Below are 15,335 nucleotides of genomic sequence, written 5' to 3'. Positions count from 1 at the left end.
CACCACCCACAACAACAAAATACTAATACAGGTCACGGCGAGCTCGGGGACTCCACGACGATCGTGCCGTCGATGATGTCCTTGCGGAGCTGGTCGATCTCGTCCTTGAGCTCCTGAGGAACCTTCGAGTCGAAGTCGTGGTACGGCGCGATGTCCACGCCGCCGTTCTCGAGCGTGCCCACGTAGGGCTCGTTGGAGAACTCGTCCTCGGAGGCCGCCGTGATGACGTCCTCGACGCCCGCGCCGATCTCCTTGAGCACCGAGGTCAGGATGAGGTCGCCGCTGTCGGGGTTGGTCTCGAAGCCGTCCGCGTCGACCCAGATGACCGACACGTCGGTCGCGTCCTTGGCGGCGGCGAGCGTGCCGACGCCGACCGGACCGGCGACGGGCATGATGATGTCCGCACCCTGGTCGATGAAGGTCTGGGTCAGCTGCTGGCCCTGGGACTGGTCCTCGAAGCCACCGGCGAACGAGCCGTTCTGGCTGTCCTTGTTCCAGCCGAGCGTCTTGACGTCGGTGCCGTGCGTCTCGTTGTAGTTCGCGACGCCGTCGACGAAGCCGTCCATGAAGATCGTCACGGACGGGATCTGCAGGCCACCGTAGGTCGCGACGGTGCCGGTCTTGCTCATGCCCGCGGCGAGGTAGCCCGCGAGGAACGAGGCCTGGGCGGTGTCGAAGCTGATCGGCTTGACGTTGTCGAGCTCGATCGTGTTGCCGTCAGCGTCCTGCGCCGTCGAGTCGACGATCGCGAAGTCGACGTCCGGGTTGGCCTGGGCGGCGTCGCCCGTGGCCGTCGCGAGGAGGAAGCCGACCGTCACGATGACGTTGCAGTTCTCGGAGACCAGGTTGTCGATGTTCGGAGCGAAGTTCGACTCCTCCTTCGACTCGGCCGTGGCGGTCTGGATGCCCAGGTTCTTCTCGGCAGCCTTGAGGCCGTTGAAGCCCGACTCGTTGAAGGACTTGTCGTCGAAGCCGCCCGCGTCGGACACCATGCACGCCTTGAAGCTCGACTCCGAGCCCCCGGCCGTGCCCGTGGCGCCGCCCTCTTCGGGTGCGCTCCCACATGCAGCCAGCGCCAGCGCGGCGACGGCCGCGAGCGCTGTCATCTGCGTTGCTCTCTTCACCATGAGCTCCGTTCGATCTCGTCGATGGCCCCCGGGAGAAAACCGAGACCTGCCCGCGCGTCGTTGCACGGGTAGGTCACGGGGTCCGTCGGCCTGTATTGATCGAACACTAGCCACGTCCGGGGACGTCGGACGTTACTTGCGGGTAACGCGGACGCTTCGTTATGGAAGCGTCATCTGACGTCTCAGCCGTGACCGTTCGCGTTCCAGCGGTCGGACACTTGGTTGCACAGGGCAACGTTTCGAGCATCGACCGACGTGCCGTCCGCTCAGCCCAGCGCGACCCGCGCGAGCAGGCGGACCCCCGCGCCGATCGCCGCCTCGTCCACCCGCAGGTCGCCCTGGTGGATGTCGTACGACCGCCCGCCGGGCGTCCGGGTGCCCAGCCGGGCCATCGCGCCGGAGACCTTGGTCAGGTACCAGGCGAAGTCCTCGCCTCCGAGCGACTGCTCCGTGAGGAGCACCGACGCGGGCCCCAGCACGTCGCGCGCCGCGGCCTCGAGCGAGGCCGTGCAGTCCTCGGCGTTCTCGACCGGCGGCACCCCGCGGGTGTGGTTGACCGTCACCTCGACCTCGTAGGGCGCGACGACCTGCTCGACCGCGTCGTGCAGGACCTGCCCCGCGAACTCCCAGGCCCGCACGTCGAGGCAGCGCAGCGTCCCGCGGACCGTCCCGGTGCTGGGGATCGCGTTGTGCGCCGAACCGGCGTGCACCGCGCCCCACGTGAGATTGACCCCCGAACGGGGGTCGAGACGACGACCGAGCACCGCGGGGACCTGCGTGATGACCTGGCCGAGCGCGTAGACCACGTCGCCCGTCAGGTGCGGGCGGGACGTGTGCCCGCCGGGCGAGGTGATGGTCACGGAGACCTCGTCGGACGCCGAGGTGATGGGACCGATGCGCGTGCCGATCTGCCCCGCGTCGACCTTGGGGTCGCAGTGGACGGCATAGATCTCCTCGACCCCGTCGAGGCCGCCCGCGGCGATCACGTCGAGCGAGCCGCCGGGCTGGACCTCCTCCGCCGGCTGGAACACGAGCCGGACAGGACGGGGCAGCTCGCCCCGCTCGGCGAGCGCGGCGAGGACCAGGCCCGCCCCCAGCACGACGGTGGCGTGCACGTCGTGCCCGCACGCGTGCGCGACGCCGGGGGTGGTCGAGGCCCACGGGAGCTCGCACCGGTCCTGGACCGGGAGCGCGTCGATGTCGGCGCGCAGCGCGACCCGCCCGAGCACGGCACCGTCCGGGCCCTCCGAGCCGCCGATGTCGCACACGAGCCCGGTACCCGGCAGGAGCCGGGGCTCGAGCCCCGCCGCGCGCAGCCGGTCGGCGATCAGGGCCGTGGTGCGGGTCTCGGTGCGCGAGACCTCGGGGTGCGCGTGGATGTCGCGCCGGATCGCGACGAGCTCGTCCTCGAAGGTCGAGGCCAGGTCGACGACCGTGTCCCCGGTCGCCGTGCGCGCCAGGAGGTGCGTCGACGAGGGCCGGGCCCCCGTCCGGGCACGGTCCGACGGGGTGCTGTTCTCGGTGCTCTCCTCAGGACTGCTCACCAGCCGAGACTATCCCCGGCCCCGTCGGCGCGGGCGACCGTGCCACGCACCGGGACGGTACGGGCACGGTGAGGGCGAGCGGCGCCGTCGGGCCGCGGCCTCCCCTGCCCGACGGCGTCCCGCCCCCCCCCCGAGCGTCCGCTGAGCCCCTGCGCGTCGCGTCAGAGGAGCTCGTCCAGGCCGCGCTCGCGCACGAGGTCGACCATGGCCTTGACCTGCTGCGCGCGGGCACGCGTGGTGACCAGGAGCGCGTCGGGGGTGTCGACGACCACGACGTCGTCGAGCCCGAGGATCGTGACGACCCGGTCGCTCGCCGGGACGACGACCGACCCCGCGCTCTCGCGGCGCACGACCCGGTCGGTGTCGCCGAGCACCTTGGAGCCCGACTCGTCGGCCGAGGGCAGCAGCGCGGCCAACGAGTTGAAGTCGCCGATGTCGTCCCACCCGAAGTTCCCCGGGACCACCGCGACCCCGCCCACGGCCGCGACCGGCTCGGCGACCGCGTGGTCGATCGCGATCTTCTCCAGCCCGGGCCAGACCTCCGCCAGGACACGGTCCCGGTCCGGGGTGTCCCACGCCGCGGCCACCGTGCGCAGACCGTCGTGCAGCTCGGGGCGCTGGTCCGCGAGATGCCCGAGCAGCACCGAGGTGCGCGTGATGAACATGCCCGCGTTCCAGCGGTACTCCCCCGACCGGACGTAGCGCTGGGCCGTCACCGCGTCCGGCTTCTCCGTGAACCCCTGCGCGTGCAGGGCCGTGGGGGCACCGGCGAGATCCAGGGAGGCGCCGCTCCGGACGTAGCCGAAGGCCGTCGACGGCCGCGACGCCGCGATCCCGACGGTGACGACGTAGCCCGCCCGGGCAGCCTCGACCCCCTCCCGGACCGCCTGCTCGAACGCCGCCTGACCGGTGATGACCTGGTCCGCCGCGAACGAGCCGATCACCACGTCACCATGGCGGTGCTCGAGCACCGCAGCGGCGAGCCCGATCGCCGCCATCGAGTCGCGGGGCGAGGGCTCCGCGAGCAAGGCGTCGTCGCGCAGGCCCGGGAGCTGGGTGCGCGCCGAGGCGACGTGCTGACGACCGGTCACCAGGACGATGCCGTCCTGGCCGGCGAGGGGCGCGAGCCGGTCGACCGTGGCCTGCAGCAGCGACCTCCCGGCCCCCGTCAGGTCGAGCAGGAACTTCGGGTTGCCGCGGCGCGAGAGCGGCCACAGCCGCGTCCCGGCGCCTCCTGCGGGGATCACGGCGTAGAAACCGGGGATCGCCGGGGTCACCGGGGCGGACCCGTCCGGCGACGAGTCAGGGCTGGGCGCGGGGACGGGGAGCGTCGACATCCTCGAAGCATAGTGACCGACGCGTGACCGACGCGTGACCGGGCGCCCGAGGACACCCCGCGGACGGGCGTCCGCGGGTCATCGGGAGCCGTGTGGAATGGGTCACAAACAGGGGTGACCGGGCCGCTGGGAACGCACCACGGTCCGCACCACGATGCCGGTATCACTATGGTGGAACCCCAGAGACGGATATCGGCGGACTCCGGCGAGCCGTGGATCTGCCGCTCCTACCGACTCGCCAGAGCCTCGGCGCGGAGCGGTCGTGAACGGCCACCGGCGGACGACGTCGTCCAGCTCGATATCTCACCCCTGAACTCGCCACAGGAGGCCCCTAAGTGCCCAGTGCACCTGCTGGCACGCTGTACCGCGGCCGTGAAGGCATGTGGTCGTGGGTCGCGCATCGCGTGACCGGCGTGCTCATCTTCTTCTTCCTCCTCGTGCACGTGCTGGACACAGCGCTTGTACGAGTCTCGCCCGAGGCGTACGACGCCGTGATCGGCACCTACAAGACCGTGATCATGGGACTCGGAGAGGCCGGCCTCGTGGCCGCCATCGTGTTCCACGCCTTCAACGGTGTCCGGATCATCCTCGTCGACTTCTGGGCCAAGGGGCCCAAGTACCAGCGCACCATGCTCTGGGTCGTCGTCGGCCTGTTCGCGGTGACGATGGCGGGCTTCCTGCCGCGCCACCTCATGAACGTCTTCGGAGGTGGGCACTGATGAGCACCACGAGCACCAGCTCTCCCCTCGCGGCCCCCCGCGACCCGTACAAGCGCCAGAAGTCCACGCGCTCCAACTACGAGCTGTACAGCTGGGTCTTCATGCGCGCCTCGGGCGTCGTGCTGATCGTCCTGATCTTCGGGCACCTCTTCGTCAACCTCATGGTCGGCGAGGGCGTCCACGCGATCGACTTCGGCTTCGTCGCCGGCAAGTGGGCCTCGCCGTTCTGGCAGGTCTGGGACCTGCTGATGCTGTGGCTCGCGATGATCCACGGCACCAACGGCGTGCGCACGATCATCAACGACTACGCGCAGCGGGACGGCACGCGCCTCGTGCTCAAGCTCGCGCTGTACCTCGCGTTCGTGGTCGTCACCGTGCTCGGCACGCTCGTGGTCTTCACGTTCGACCCGTGCCCCCCGAACGCCCTGGACTACCAGCTCCCGTCGTTCTGCCCCGCCTGACGGCCCTGCCGACCGACGGTCCCCCAGCCGCCGGCCGACAGCCCCGTCCCCTTTCCCACTCGTCACAGGAGGCATCGACACCGATGCAAACCCATCAGTACGACGTCGTCATCGTCGGAGCAGGCGGCGCCGGCATGCGCGCGGCACTGGAGTCGTCCGGCAAGGTCCGCACGGCGGTCATCTCGAAGCTCTACCCCACCCGGTCCCACACCGGCGCGGCGCAGGGCGGCATGTGCGCCGCCCTCGCGAACGTCGAGGAGGACAACTGGGAGTGGCACACGTTCGACACGGTCAAGGGCGGCGACTACCTCGTCGACCAGGACGCCGCCGAGATCATGGCCAAGGAGGCCATCGACGCGGTGCTCGACCTCGAGCGCATGGGCCTGCCGTTCAACCGCACCCCCGAGGGCAAGATCGACCAGCGCCGCTTCGGCGGGCACACCCGAAACCACGGTGAGGCCGCGGTCCGCCGCTCGTGCTACGCCGCGGACCGTACGGGTCACATGATCCTCCAGACGCTCTACCAGAACTGCGTCAAGCAGAACGTCGAGTTCTTCAACGAGTTCTACGTCCTGGACCTCATCACGGACCACGACCTCGCGGCCGAGGACGTGCCCGACGGCGAGCAGGTCAACGCGACGGGCGTCGTCGCCTACGACCTCGCGACGGGCGAGATCCACGTCTTCCAGGCCAAGGCGATCATCTTCGCCACGGGCGGCGCGGGCAAGATCTTCAAGACGACGTCGAACGCGCACACCCTCACCGGTGACGGCATGGCGCTCGCCTACCGCCGCGGTCTCCCGCTCGAGGACATGGAGTTCTTCCAGTTCCACCCGACGGGCCTCGCGGGACTCGGCATCCTCCTGTCGGAGGCGGCCCGTGGTGAGGGCGGCATCCTGCGCAACGGCGAGGGTGAGCGCTTCATGGAGCGCTACGCCCCGACCATCAAGGACCTCGCGCCGCGCGACATCGTCGCCCGCTCGATGGCGAACGAGGTCCGCGAGGGCCGCGGCGCCGGGCCGAACAAGGACTACGTCCTGCTCGACCTCACGCACCTCGAGCCCGCGCACATCGACGCCAAGCTGCCGGACATCACGGAGTTCGCGCGCACCTACCTCGGCATCGAGCCCTACACCGAGCCGGTCCCCGTGTACCCCACGGCGCACTACGCCATGGGCGGCATCCCGACCAACGTCGGCGGCGAGGTGCTGCGTGACGGCCACAACGTCGTCCGCGGCCTGTACGCGGCCGGCGAGGTCGCGTGCGTCTCTGTCCACGGGTCCAACCGCCTGGGCACCAACTCGCTCCTCGACATCAACGTGTTCGGCAAGCGCGCCGGTCGCGAGGCCGCCAAGTACGCCGCGACCGCCGAGTACCGCGAGCTCCCCGAGAACCCCGCGGCCGCCGTGATCGCGCAGCTCGACGAGATGCGCAACCGTCCCGACGGCGAGCGCGTGGCCGACGTCCGCAAGGCGCTCCAGGAGACCATGGACGCCAACGCCCAGGTGTTCCGCACGGGCGAGTCGCTCGACCAGGCGCTCTCGGACATCCGCACCCTCCAGGACCGCTACCGCAACGTCTCGGTCCAGGACAAGGGACGCCTGTTCAACACCGACCTCCTCGAGGCCATCGAGCTGGGCTTCCTGCTCGACATCGCCGAGGTCACGGTCATCGCCGCGATCAACCGCAAGGAGTCGCGCGGCGGTCACTACCGCGAGGACTTCCCGGACCGCGACGACGCCAACTACATGCTCCACACGATGGCCTACCGTCGCCCCACCTCCGCCGGCGACACCGCCGACGGTCACGTCGACGGCTACTTCGACCACGTCGAGGAGTTCGATTCCTACAAGATCGTGCTGGGTTCCAAGCCCGTCACCCAGACCCGGTACGAGCCCATGGAGCGTAAGTACTGATGACTGCCACACTCGAAGCCCCTGCCGGTTCTGAGAAGACCGAGGTCGGCGCCGTGCCCTCCTTCGAGGTCACGATCAAGCTCCGCCGCTACAACCCCGAGTCCGAGCACGGGGACGACGCGTACTGGGAGGAGTACACGGTCCTGGCCCACGGCACGGACCGCGTGCTCGACGCCCTGCACAAGATCAAGTGGGAGCACGACGGCTCGCTGACCTTCCGTCGCTCGTGCGCGCACGGGATCTGCGGCTCGGACGCGATGCGGATCAACGGCCGCAACCGCCTGGCCTGCAAGACGCTGCTCAAGGACGTCAACCCGGACAAGCCGATCACCGTCGAGCCCATCAAGGGCCTGCCGGTCATCAAGGACCTGGTCGTGGACATGGAGCCGTTCTTCGCCTCCTACCGCGAGATCATGCCGTTCCTCATCACCTCGGGGAACGAGCCCAGCAAGGAGCGCCTGCAGTCGGCCGAGCAGCGCGAGCGGTTCGACGACACGACCAAGTGCATCCTGTGCGCGGCGTGCACGTCGTCTTGCCCAGTGTTCTGGACCGACGGGCAGTACTTCGGCCCCGCGGCGATCGTCAACGCCCACCGCTTCATCTTCGACTCGCGCGACGAGGGAGCGGCCCAGCGCCTGGAGATCCTCAACGACAAGGAAGGCGTGTGGCGCTGCCGCACGACCTTCAACTGCACCGAGGCGTGCCCTCGTGGCATCGAGGTCACCAAGGCGATCCAGGAGGTCAAGCGCGCGATGATCACCCGCGCGTTCTGACACGCCTCCTGCACTGCCCGACGGCGGTCCCCGGCTCTCGCCGGTGGGCCGCCGTCGGCGTTGGACGGCTCAGAGCCTGACGGACACCCTGGGCGCTCGGCCCCGTCGGACCCCGCGCACGACGGGGCTCCAGGGATAGCCGTACCCGGCTCCTCTGCGGACGCGCGCCTCGAGCCGCTCGTCCTGCTCCGCCTCGGCCTGCTCGCGCAGCTCGTCCGCGGTCGGCTGCGCGGGTGGGTCCGCGATCCACGCCGCGACCATGAGCAGGATCCGGGTGACGAAGTTGGCCAGCAGGAGGATCGTCACGAACGTGGCGAACGAGCCCAGCAGCACGTTGCGCGACGAGCTCCCGACGATGATGCTCGTCCCGAGGTAGCGCAGCACGCCGAAGGCCGCTGCCGCCGTCATCGCGCCGATGTACAGGTCCTTGCGCGGCGGCCGTACGCCTGCGACGAAGCGGATGATGAGCAGGACCACGATCGCGTCGAACACGAGCCCGACGAGGATGCCGCCCACGGGCACCAGGACCGCCGCCAGGACGCCGTCGCCGAAGATCGTCGCACCGAGGGTCTGGACCACGACCGTCGCGGCCGCGGAGATCACCACGCTGATCCCCAGCACGGCGAACCCGCCCAGCTCCCGCAGCTTGGACAGCACCGGGTTCTGCCCGACGTTCGTGAGCGAGAACATCGCCCGGGTGGAGGTGCGCAGCGCCGCCATGAAGGAGATCGCGCTGAAGAGCAGCACGACCACCGCGATGATGCTCGACAGGTCGAAGCCACGGTCGAGGATCAGGTCGTCGGGCGAGATGATGCCCGACCCGTCAGGCGTCTGCTTGATCAGTCCCGGGATCGCCTTGTCGATCTGCGCGAAGATCTCGTCGCGCAGCTCCTCCCGGTTGCCCAGGAAGGCCATGAAGGCCGTGTAGAAGATCGTCAGCCCGGCGAACAGGGAGAACAACGCCGAGTAGGCCATGCCGCCGCACAGGAGGGCTCCGCGCTGGACCCCGTACTGTGCGAGGGCGCGTGCCGGTCGGGTCGTGTTCCACCAGGCCTGGAGCGCCTTGGCACGGGCCGTCAGGCGGGCGACCGTCCCGGGGGCGTCAGAGGCACCGTCGTCGGGCGTGGAGCCAGGCGTGGTGCGGGGCGGGTACGACGTGCTGGTCCTCGGGGAGTCGGAGGATGGGCCCTCATGGCCCGGACGTGCGGTCCCGGCCCTGCGAACGGGTGCCGGGGTGGTTGCCTGGGTCATCGCCCGAGCCTAGAAGAGGACGGCGCGACTCACCCGTCCGACGGCCCGGTGAGGTCGAACCTGCGAGCCGGTCGCCACACGCCGTCGTCGCCGTGCTCGTACAGGTGGATACCCGTGACGTCGAACGCGGCCTCGAAGCCCGCCATCTCGTCGAAAGCGAGGTCGAGCGCCTCGTCGTCGACCTCGTGCGCGACCGTGACGTGCGGGTGGTAGTTGAAGCGCAGCTCCTGGTCCAGGATCCCTGAGCGCACGGCTCCCTCGAGCCCCTCGCACTCCGCGATCCCCTGTGCGACGACCACGAAGACCACGGGCGAGACGGGCCGGAACGTCCCCGATCCACGCAGGATGGCTCGGAACGGCGCCGCCTGCTCCGCGACGTGCTCCAGGTGGGCGTACACCTCGTCGAGGTCGGACTCGTCCACGACGGTCGGCCCGAGGAGGGTGATGTGCGGAGGGATGTCTCCCGCGAACGGGTCGCCGAACGCCGCCCGTGCTTCCTGGAGCGCGGTGCCGTAAGGCTCGGGGATCTCGATCGCGATACCGATCCGCACCTGGTGCGGACCCCGCTCGGGGAGGTTCATCAGCGCGTCCGACGAGCGGGCAGCAGTCCGACCCGGTCGTAGATGCGGTCGAGGGTCTCCTGAGCCAGGCCACGAGCCCGCTCCGCGCCGCGAGCGAGGACAGCGTCGAGCTCGGCCGGGTCCGACAGGTACTCGTTCGCCCGTGCCTGGAACGGCGTCAGGAAGTCGACCACGACCTCGGCCAGGTCCACCTTGAGGTGTCCGTACCCCTTGCCCTCGTAGTCCGCCGCGATCTGGTCGACGGGCCGCGACGTGAGCGCGGAGAAGATCGTCAGGAGGTTCGAGATGCCGGGCTTGGCCACCGGGTCGTAACGGATCTCGTTCTCCGAGTCCGTCGCCGCAGACTTGACGCGCTTCGCCGCGACCTTGGGGTCCTCGAGGAGCCAGATGACCCCCTTGCCTCCCGAGGAGGACTTGCTCATCTTGGCCGTGGGCTCCTGCAGGTCGTAGATCTTCGCGACGGCCTTGACGATGTGCGGCTCGGGGACGACCGCGGTGTCCTCACCGAAGCGGGAGTTGAGGCGCTCGGCCAGGTTGCGGGCGAGCTCCAGGTGCTGGCGCTGGTCCTCGCCGACCGGTACGAGCGCCGCGTCGTACAGCAGGATGTCGGCGGCCATGAGCACCGGGTAGGTGAAGAGCCCGACCGTCGTGCCGTCGGTACCCTGCTTCGCCGACTTGTCCTTGAACTGCGTCATGCGGCCGGCCTCGCCGAACCCTGTCTGGCACGAGAGCACCCAGGCGAGCTCCGCGTGCTCCGGGACGTGCGACTGCACGAACAGCGTCGACCCCTCGGGGTCCACACCGCCGGCCAGGTACTGGGCCGCGGTGCGGCGCGTACGCTCGCGCAGCTTCTCCGGCTCGGGGTTGACCGTCAGGGCGTGCATGTCGACGACGCAGTAGATCGCGTCGTACGACTCCTGCAGGGCCACCCACTGGCTCAGAGCCCCGATGTAGTTGCCCAGCTGGAGGGAATCTTCCGTGGGCTGCATCCCCGAGAAGATGCGTGGACGCCGTACACCGGGAACCTCGTTGACCATTGCCCCATTCTGACAGGTCGAGGTGCCCTGGCCGAATCCGGGCCGACCACCGTGTCCGGAAGGCCCGGACTCAGGTGGCTTCGTCGTCGAACGGTGCGCGCCGCCCGGGCACCGGTACCTCGGTGGCAGAGCCCCCGGAAGGCGGGGGCGGGGGCGGGACGGGGCCCGCGGCACGCGGTCGCGCCGACGGGCCGAGCACGTCGTCGTCGAGCAACGCCTCACGGACGATGCGCCGCGGGTCGTACTGGCGCGGGTCCAGCTTGGACCAGTCCACGTCGCCGACCTGGTCGCCGAGCTCGTCGTCCACCCGTTCCTTGGCGTCCTTCAGGAAGCCGCGAGCGGTGCGGACGAACGCGCCGAGCTGTTCGGCGTACCGGGGCAGCCTCTCCGGACCGATGACGATCACGGCGACCACCAGAATGATCCCGAATTCCCAGCCGTTGATTCCGAACACGCGGTCAGACTACTCGCTCGTGGCTTCGTCGAGCACGACACGGACGTCGCGCTCCTGGTCCCCCGTGCGCACGCGCAGCGTCACGGTGTCCCCGGGCGCCTTGGCCCGGATCGCCACGATGAGCTCGTCGCTCAGGCTCACGGGCCGTCCGTCGATCGAGAGGATCACGTCACCTGCCTGGATCCCTGCCACGGCAGCAGGTCCGTCCGCCGTCACGGGGGCCTGCCCGCCCTGCGGCTCGGTCGTGACCTGGACGCCCTCACCTTGGTAGCGCGAGTCGAGCAGGACGCCGATCACCGGGTACGTGGCCGTACCGCTGGCCATGAGCTCCTGCGCGGTGCGCCGGGCCTGGTTCGAGGGGATCGCGAAGCCGAGCCCGATGCTCCCCGTCGCCGCGCCCGTGCCCGGCGGCTGCGCGATGGCGGAGTTCACCCCGACGACCTCCCCCGCACCGTTGACGAGCGGTCCGCCCGAGTTGCCCGGATTGATCGCGGCGTCCGTCTGGATGGCGTCGATGAACGCCGTCTCCGCCGAGTCGCCCGCGGCGACCGGCCGGTGCAGTGCGCTCACGATCCCCGTCGTGACCGTCCCGTTGAGTCCGAGCGGCGCCCCGATCGCGACGACCGGGTCGCCGACGACGACCGCGTCGCTGTCGCCCAGGACGAGCGGAGTCAGTCCCGACTCGTCGACCTTGACGACCGCCAGGTCGTAGTCAGGGGTGCGGCCGACGATCTCGGCCGGACGCTCGCTGCCGTCGGCGAAGAGCACCGTGACCTCGCCTCCCGCCGCACCGCCCGCGACCACGTGGTTGTTCGTGAGGATGAAGCCGTCCTCACGGATCACGAAGCCCGACCCGGTCGAGACACCGTCCGCACCCTGGACCTGGAGCGAGACCACGCTCGGCAGCACGCTCGCCGCGACGGCCGCGACCGACCCTGCGGGTCGTTCCTCGCCCGGGGCCGTGCCCGCGGCCGGGAGGGAGACGTCCACGGGCCGACGGTCCGACCCGTCGACGATCCTGTCCGCTGCGACTCCTCCGACCGCCCCGGCGACCAGGGCCAGAGCCGCGATGCCGGCGACGGCCCCCGCGCCGAGCCCGCGCCGTCGTGACGGGGCGGACGGGGCCTGCTGCTCGCCCCAGGGCCCGACGGGGGGTGCCGACGGACCGCCCTGCGGCTGCGCAGGACCGCCTGGCTGCTGGGGGGGCTGTCCCGGCGGGTACACCCCGGGCCGGGCCACCTGGTACGACGGCGGGGGCGGGACCGGGGACTGCGGGCCCTGGGCGGCGCCGTAGCCCGCGAGCCCGGGGCGCGCGACCGGCAGCGGGCCGAGCGGCGCACCGTAGGGTCGCGTGTCGTGCTGCCCGGCCACCGGGGCGGGCGGCACCGAGGCGTTCCTCTCGACCGGAGCCGGCGTCGCAGGCGTCGACCGGTACGACGACGGTGGCGCGAACGGGTTCCGGGGCTCCTGCGGCGGCGCCTCTCGGTGGTCGGCCGCCTGCTGGGACGGCGCGGGCTCCGGCCGGGCGGGGTCCGGCTGCGGCTCCGCGGGTCCGGGCGCTGAGTCGTGTGCGGTCATGGGGTGCCCAAGGCTCCTGTCATGGTCGTCCATCCCCGGGAGATGCGGGCCGGGACCCCCGCGTCGAAGTCGTGCGCCGGGAACGTCGCCACGAACGCGGCGAGGACCTCCTTGCGAGCCTCGGCCACCACGTCGATCACCGTGTCCCCAGCCTGCCACACGACGTGCCACGGCTCGTCGGACAGGACGTAGACGGCGCGCCCGTCGAACCCCTCGGACCGCGTCAGCGACGTGGTGTCCAACCGCCCGACCTGCTCGCGCACCACGATCGTCCCCTCGGGCCCCGCGAGATCGACCTGCAGGACGTCCCTGTCGTCTCCGACGAGGTGGACGCCCGTCACGTCGAATCCCTCGAGGATCCCCGAGGGGCTCGTCCAGCCGTGGTCGGCCATCCACGCGAGCGCCGCCGAGTCGACCAGGTCCATCGAGTCGGTGGGGGCCGCGCCCGAGGCGCTGGTCCCCGACCCGCCGGCCGTGGGACGCACCGGCACCAGACCGGGATCCGTCGCGTCCGGCGCGTCGTCCCCTGCCTGCGCGAGGAGCGTCAGCGGGGCCGCGACGTGCCGGTCGGGCACCACGACCGGGCGGTCTCCGAGCGTGAACAGCGCCACCGCGAGGACGGCGAGACCGCTCGACGCCGCGACGACCGTCCGACGCGAGCGCCGCCGTCGGGCGTGCGCCACGAAGTCCCCCGTGAGGGCGTCCCGCAGCGCGCCGGCCTCGGGCGCCGCGGCCCACGGGTCGCGGGCGGGCGGCCCCTGCCGCAGCGGGTCCCCCTGCGCCGCGGGGATCTCCGAAGAGAGGGCCAGGAGGCGGGAGGTCAGGTCCGTGGTGGGCAGGACGTCACGCGCGCACGAGAGCCGCTTGCGCACCGCGCGCGCCACCGCGAGCTCCGCGGCGCACTGGTCGCAACCCGCGACGTGCGTCAGCGCGCGCTCGCGCGTGGCCGGTGAGAGCTGGTCGTCGGCGAGGGCGCTGACGAGGGTCCCGAGGTGCGTCATGGTCCCCCCGGGGCGGTGTGCGCCGCGAGCGCGGCGAGCTCGTCGACGGCGGAGTCCGCCGAGGGCACGGAACCGGTGTCGCTCCCGGTGCGCTCGGACGGGTCGCGGTGGGGCAGCGCCGCGCGGAGCTGGGTGCGGGCGCGGTGGATGCGTGAGCGCACCGTGCCCAGCTTGATGCCCAGCGTGACCGCGATCTCCTCGTAGCTCAGTCCTTCGATGTCGCACAGCACGACCGCCGCCCGGTACTCCGGGGACAGGGCGTCGAGCGCCCGCTGCACGTCGTGGTCGAGGTTCGTGTGCTCGTACCCGCGCTCCGGATGGGTCATCTCACCGGTGGCCGGGTACTGCGCCGAGTCGTCGCCCATGGCCTCCATGCGGATGCGCTGCTTGCGCCGGACCTGGTCGAGGAACAAGTTGGTCGTGATGCGGTGGAGCCAGCCCTCGAACGTCCCGGGTGTGTAGCTCGACAACGAGCGGAACACCCGGATGAAGGTCTCCTGGGTCAGGTCCTCGGCGTCGTGCTGGTTCCCCGTCAGGCGGTACGCGAGCCTGTACACGCGCGCGGAGTGCTCCCGCACGATCTGGTCCCACGAGGGGGGCGTCCAGGGCTGGGCACTCACGTCACTGCTCACACGGTCCATTGTCCCCTCTCAACGTCGCGGGACCCGCATCCGTTCCCGCTCGCGCAGGGACGTCGACACGACGTGCACGAAACCTCCCCCCGAACGCGCTCCAGCCAGCGCTTCGAGGCCCTTCGACCGGTACGATCGCATCACCTGCACCGCGCGGGGCCGCCGCACCACAGCAGTCCGTCCGGGTCACCGGAGACACGCGGTGCCCAAGACCAGGAGGGCCCTATCACCACCGACATCGGCCGGACCAACGCCAAGGCGTCGAGCTGGACCTACTGCGAGGAGTTCGTGCCGGAGGACGACGTCCTCCTGCGCGCTCGTGAGCGAGCCGCCGAGCTCGGTTGCCCCGCCGTCCTGCCCGGCGTGGGCGCCGTCCTCCAGGCCCTCGCCGCGGCCCTCGCCGCCCGCGCCGTCGTCGAGATCGGTACGGGTACGGGCGTCGCCTCCCTCTGGCTCCTCCGGGGGATGCCCGAGGACGGTGTCCTGACCACGATCGACGTCGAGGTCGAGCACCAGCGGGCCGCCAAGGACGCGTTCGCCGAGGCAGGGATCCGCGCGACGCGCACCCGGACCATCCCCGGCCGGGCGAGCGACGTGCTGCCCCGGCTCACCGACGGCGCCTACGACCTCGTGCTCGTCGGGGCCGACCGGCACAGCTATCCCGAGTACGTCGAGCAGGCGCTGCGTCTCCTGCGACCGGGCGGGATCGTGGCCGTCGACGGGGCGCTCGTGGGCGACCGCGTCGCGGACCCGGCGCGACGCGACGAGGTCACGGCCATCGTCCGCGAGGTCGGTCGCTCCCTGCGTGCCGACGAGCGGGTCCTGCCTGCCATGATCCCCAGCGGCGACGGGCTCCTGCTGGGCGTCCGGCGGTAGCCGCACACGACGAGAGGGCCCCTCACCGAGACCGGGGAGGGGGCTGTC

15 protein-coding genes are annotated in these 15,335 nt (G+C 71.1%); 5 read left to right on the top strand and 10 right to left on the bottom strand.

Features of this window, described 5'->3' with window-relative positions:
* Positions 1-32: 32 nt before the first annotated feature.
* From ACFRCR_RS09545 to ACFRCR_RS09535, 3 genes are all read right to left on the bottom strand, one after another.
* Positions 33-1,124 (bottom strand): BMP family protein, encoded by a 1,092-nt coding sequence (locus ACFRCR_RS09545; RefSeq protein WP_377677056.1) that lies wholly within the window; start codon positions 1,122-1,124, stop codon positions 33-35.
* 269 nt (positions 1,125-1,393) lie between these two features.
* Positions 1,394-2,587 (bottom strand): amidohydrolase, encoded by a 1,194-nt coding sequence (locus ACFRCR_RS09540; protein WP_377677054.1) that lies wholly within the window; start codon positions 2,585-2,587, stop codon positions 1,394-1,396.
* A gap of 245 nt (positions 2,588-2,832) precedes the next feature.
* The gene (locus tag ACFRCR_RS09535; protein ID WP_377677053.1) at positions 2,833-4,008 is read right to left on the bottom strand and encodes a mannose-1-phosphate guanylyltransferase; all 1,176 of its coding nucleotides are present in this window, start codon (positions 4,006-4,008) and stop codon (positions 2,833-2,835) included.
* A 335-nt stretch (positions 4,009-4,343) separates the two neighbouring features.
* Here ACFRCR_RS09535 and sdhC point away from each other — a divergent pair, with 335 nt between their 5' ends.
* The 4 genes from sdhC to ACFRCR_RS09515 all read left to right on the top strand — a co-directional run bounded on the left by sdhC (position 4,344) and on the right by ACFRCR_RS09515 (position 7,877).
* Entirely contained in the window at positions 4,344-4,727 is a 384-nt protein-coding gene (gene sdhC / locus ACFRCR_RS09530) for a succinate dehydrogenase, cytochrome b556 subunit (RefSeq protein WP_082608862.1), read from the top strand.
* Positions 4,727-5,188 carry a succinate dehydrogenase, hydrophobic membrane anchor protein gene (gene sdhD, locus ACFRCR_RS09525; protein ID WP_191794396.1) on the top strand — a complete coding sequence of 154 codons (462 nt, stop codon included), beginning with the start codon at positions 4,727-4,729 and terminating at the stop codon, positions 5,186-5,188. The genes sdhC and sdhD overlap by 1 nt, the downstream gene beginning before the upstream one ends.
* Before the next feature lie 83 nt (positions 5,189-5,271).
* Positions 5,272-7,104: a succinate dehydrogenase flavoprotein subunit gene (gene sdhA / locus ACFRCR_RS09520; RefSeq protein WP_377677052.1), complete on the top strand. Its 1,833-nt coding sequence runs from the start codon at positions 5,272-5,274 to the stop codon at positions 7,102-7,104.
* Positions 7,104-7,877 carry a succinate dehydrogenase iron-sulfur subunit gene (locus ACFRCR_RS09515; protein WP_138823851.1) on the top strand — a complete coding sequence of 258 codons (774 nt, stop codon included), beginning with the start codon at positions 7,104-7,106 and terminating at the stop codon, positions 7,875-7,877. Before sdhA ends, ACFRCR_RS09515 begins: the two co-directional genes overlap by 1 nt.
* Before the next feature lie 69 nt (positions 7,878-7,946).
* Here the strand turns inward: ACFRCR_RS09515 and ACFRCR_RS09510 are convergent, their stop codons facing one another.
* The 7 genes from ACFRCR_RS09510 to sigE all read right to left on the bottom strand — a co-directional run bounded on the left by ACFRCR_RS09510 (position 7,947) and on the right by sigE (position 14,420).
* A complete protein-coding gene (locus tag ACFRCR_RS09510; protein WP_377677048.1) occupies positions 7,947-9,128 on the bottom strand; it encodes a YihY/virulence factor BrkB family protein in 1,182 nt (393 codons plus the stop codon).
* A gap of 29 nt (positions 9,129-9,157) precedes the next feature.
* Positions 9,158-9,709, bottom strand: a complete 552-nt coding sequence (locus ACFRCR_RS09505; protein ID WP_377677046.1) for a 2'-5' RNA ligase family protein — start codon at positions 9,707-9,709, stop codon at positions 9,158-9,160.
* Positions 9,709-10,746: a tryptophan--tRNA ligase gene (gene trpS / locus ACFRCR_RS09500; protein WP_377677045.1), complete on the bottom strand. Its 1,038-nt coding sequence runs from the start codon at positions 10,744-10,746 to the stop codon at positions 9,709-9,711. The genes ACFRCR_RS09505 and trpS overlap by 1 nt, the downstream gene beginning before the upstream one ends.
* A 70-nt stretch (positions 10,747-10,816) precedes the next feature.
* Complete coding sequence (locus tag ACFRCR_RS09495) at positions 10,817-11,200, bottom strand: twin-arginine translocase TatA/TatE family subunit (protein ID WP_377677043.1); 384 nt, start codon at positions 11,198-11,200, stop codon at positions 10,817-10,819.
* Between the two features lie 9 nt (positions 11,201-11,209).
* Complete coding sequence (locus tag ACFRCR_RS09490) at positions 11,210-12,586, bottom strand: S1C family serine protease (protein WP_377677041.1); 1,377 nt, start codon at positions 12,584-12,586, stop codon at positions 11,210-11,212.
* 188 nt (positions 12,587-12,774) lie between these two features.
* Positions 12,775-13,779: an anti-sigma factor family protein gene (locus ACFRCR_RS09485; RefSeq protein WP_377677039.1), complete on the bottom strand. Its 1,005-nt coding sequence runs from the start codon at positions 13,777-13,779 to the stop codon at positions 12,775-12,777.
* Entirely contained in the window at positions 13,776-14,420 is a 645-nt protein-coding gene (gene sigE, locus ACFRCR_RS09480; protein WP_377677037.1) for an RNA polymerase sigma factor SigE, read from the bottom strand. The genes ACFRCR_RS09485 and sigE overlap by 4 nt, the downstream gene beginning before the upstream one ends.
* A 216-nt stretch (positions 14,421-14,636) precedes the next feature.
* Between sigE and ACFRCR_RS09475 the strand changes: the two genes are divergently transcribed.
* Positions 14,637-15,287 (top strand): class I SAM-dependent methyltransferase, encoded by a 651-nt coding sequence (locus tag ACFRCR_RS09475; protein ID WP_371415826.1) that lies wholly within the window; start codon positions 14,637-14,639, stop codon positions 15,285-15,287.
* The last annotated feature ends 48 nt before the right edge of the window (positions 15,288-15,335 follow it).

This window comes from Oerskovia sp. NPDC056781 (assembly GCF_042789955.1).
Lineage (GTDB): Bacteria > Actinomycetota > Actinomycetes > Actinomycetales > Cellulomonadaceae > Oerskovia > Oerskovia rustica.
Note: the sequence above shows the minus strand (reverse complement) of the source record. Positions and strands in the feature narration are given on the sequence as shown.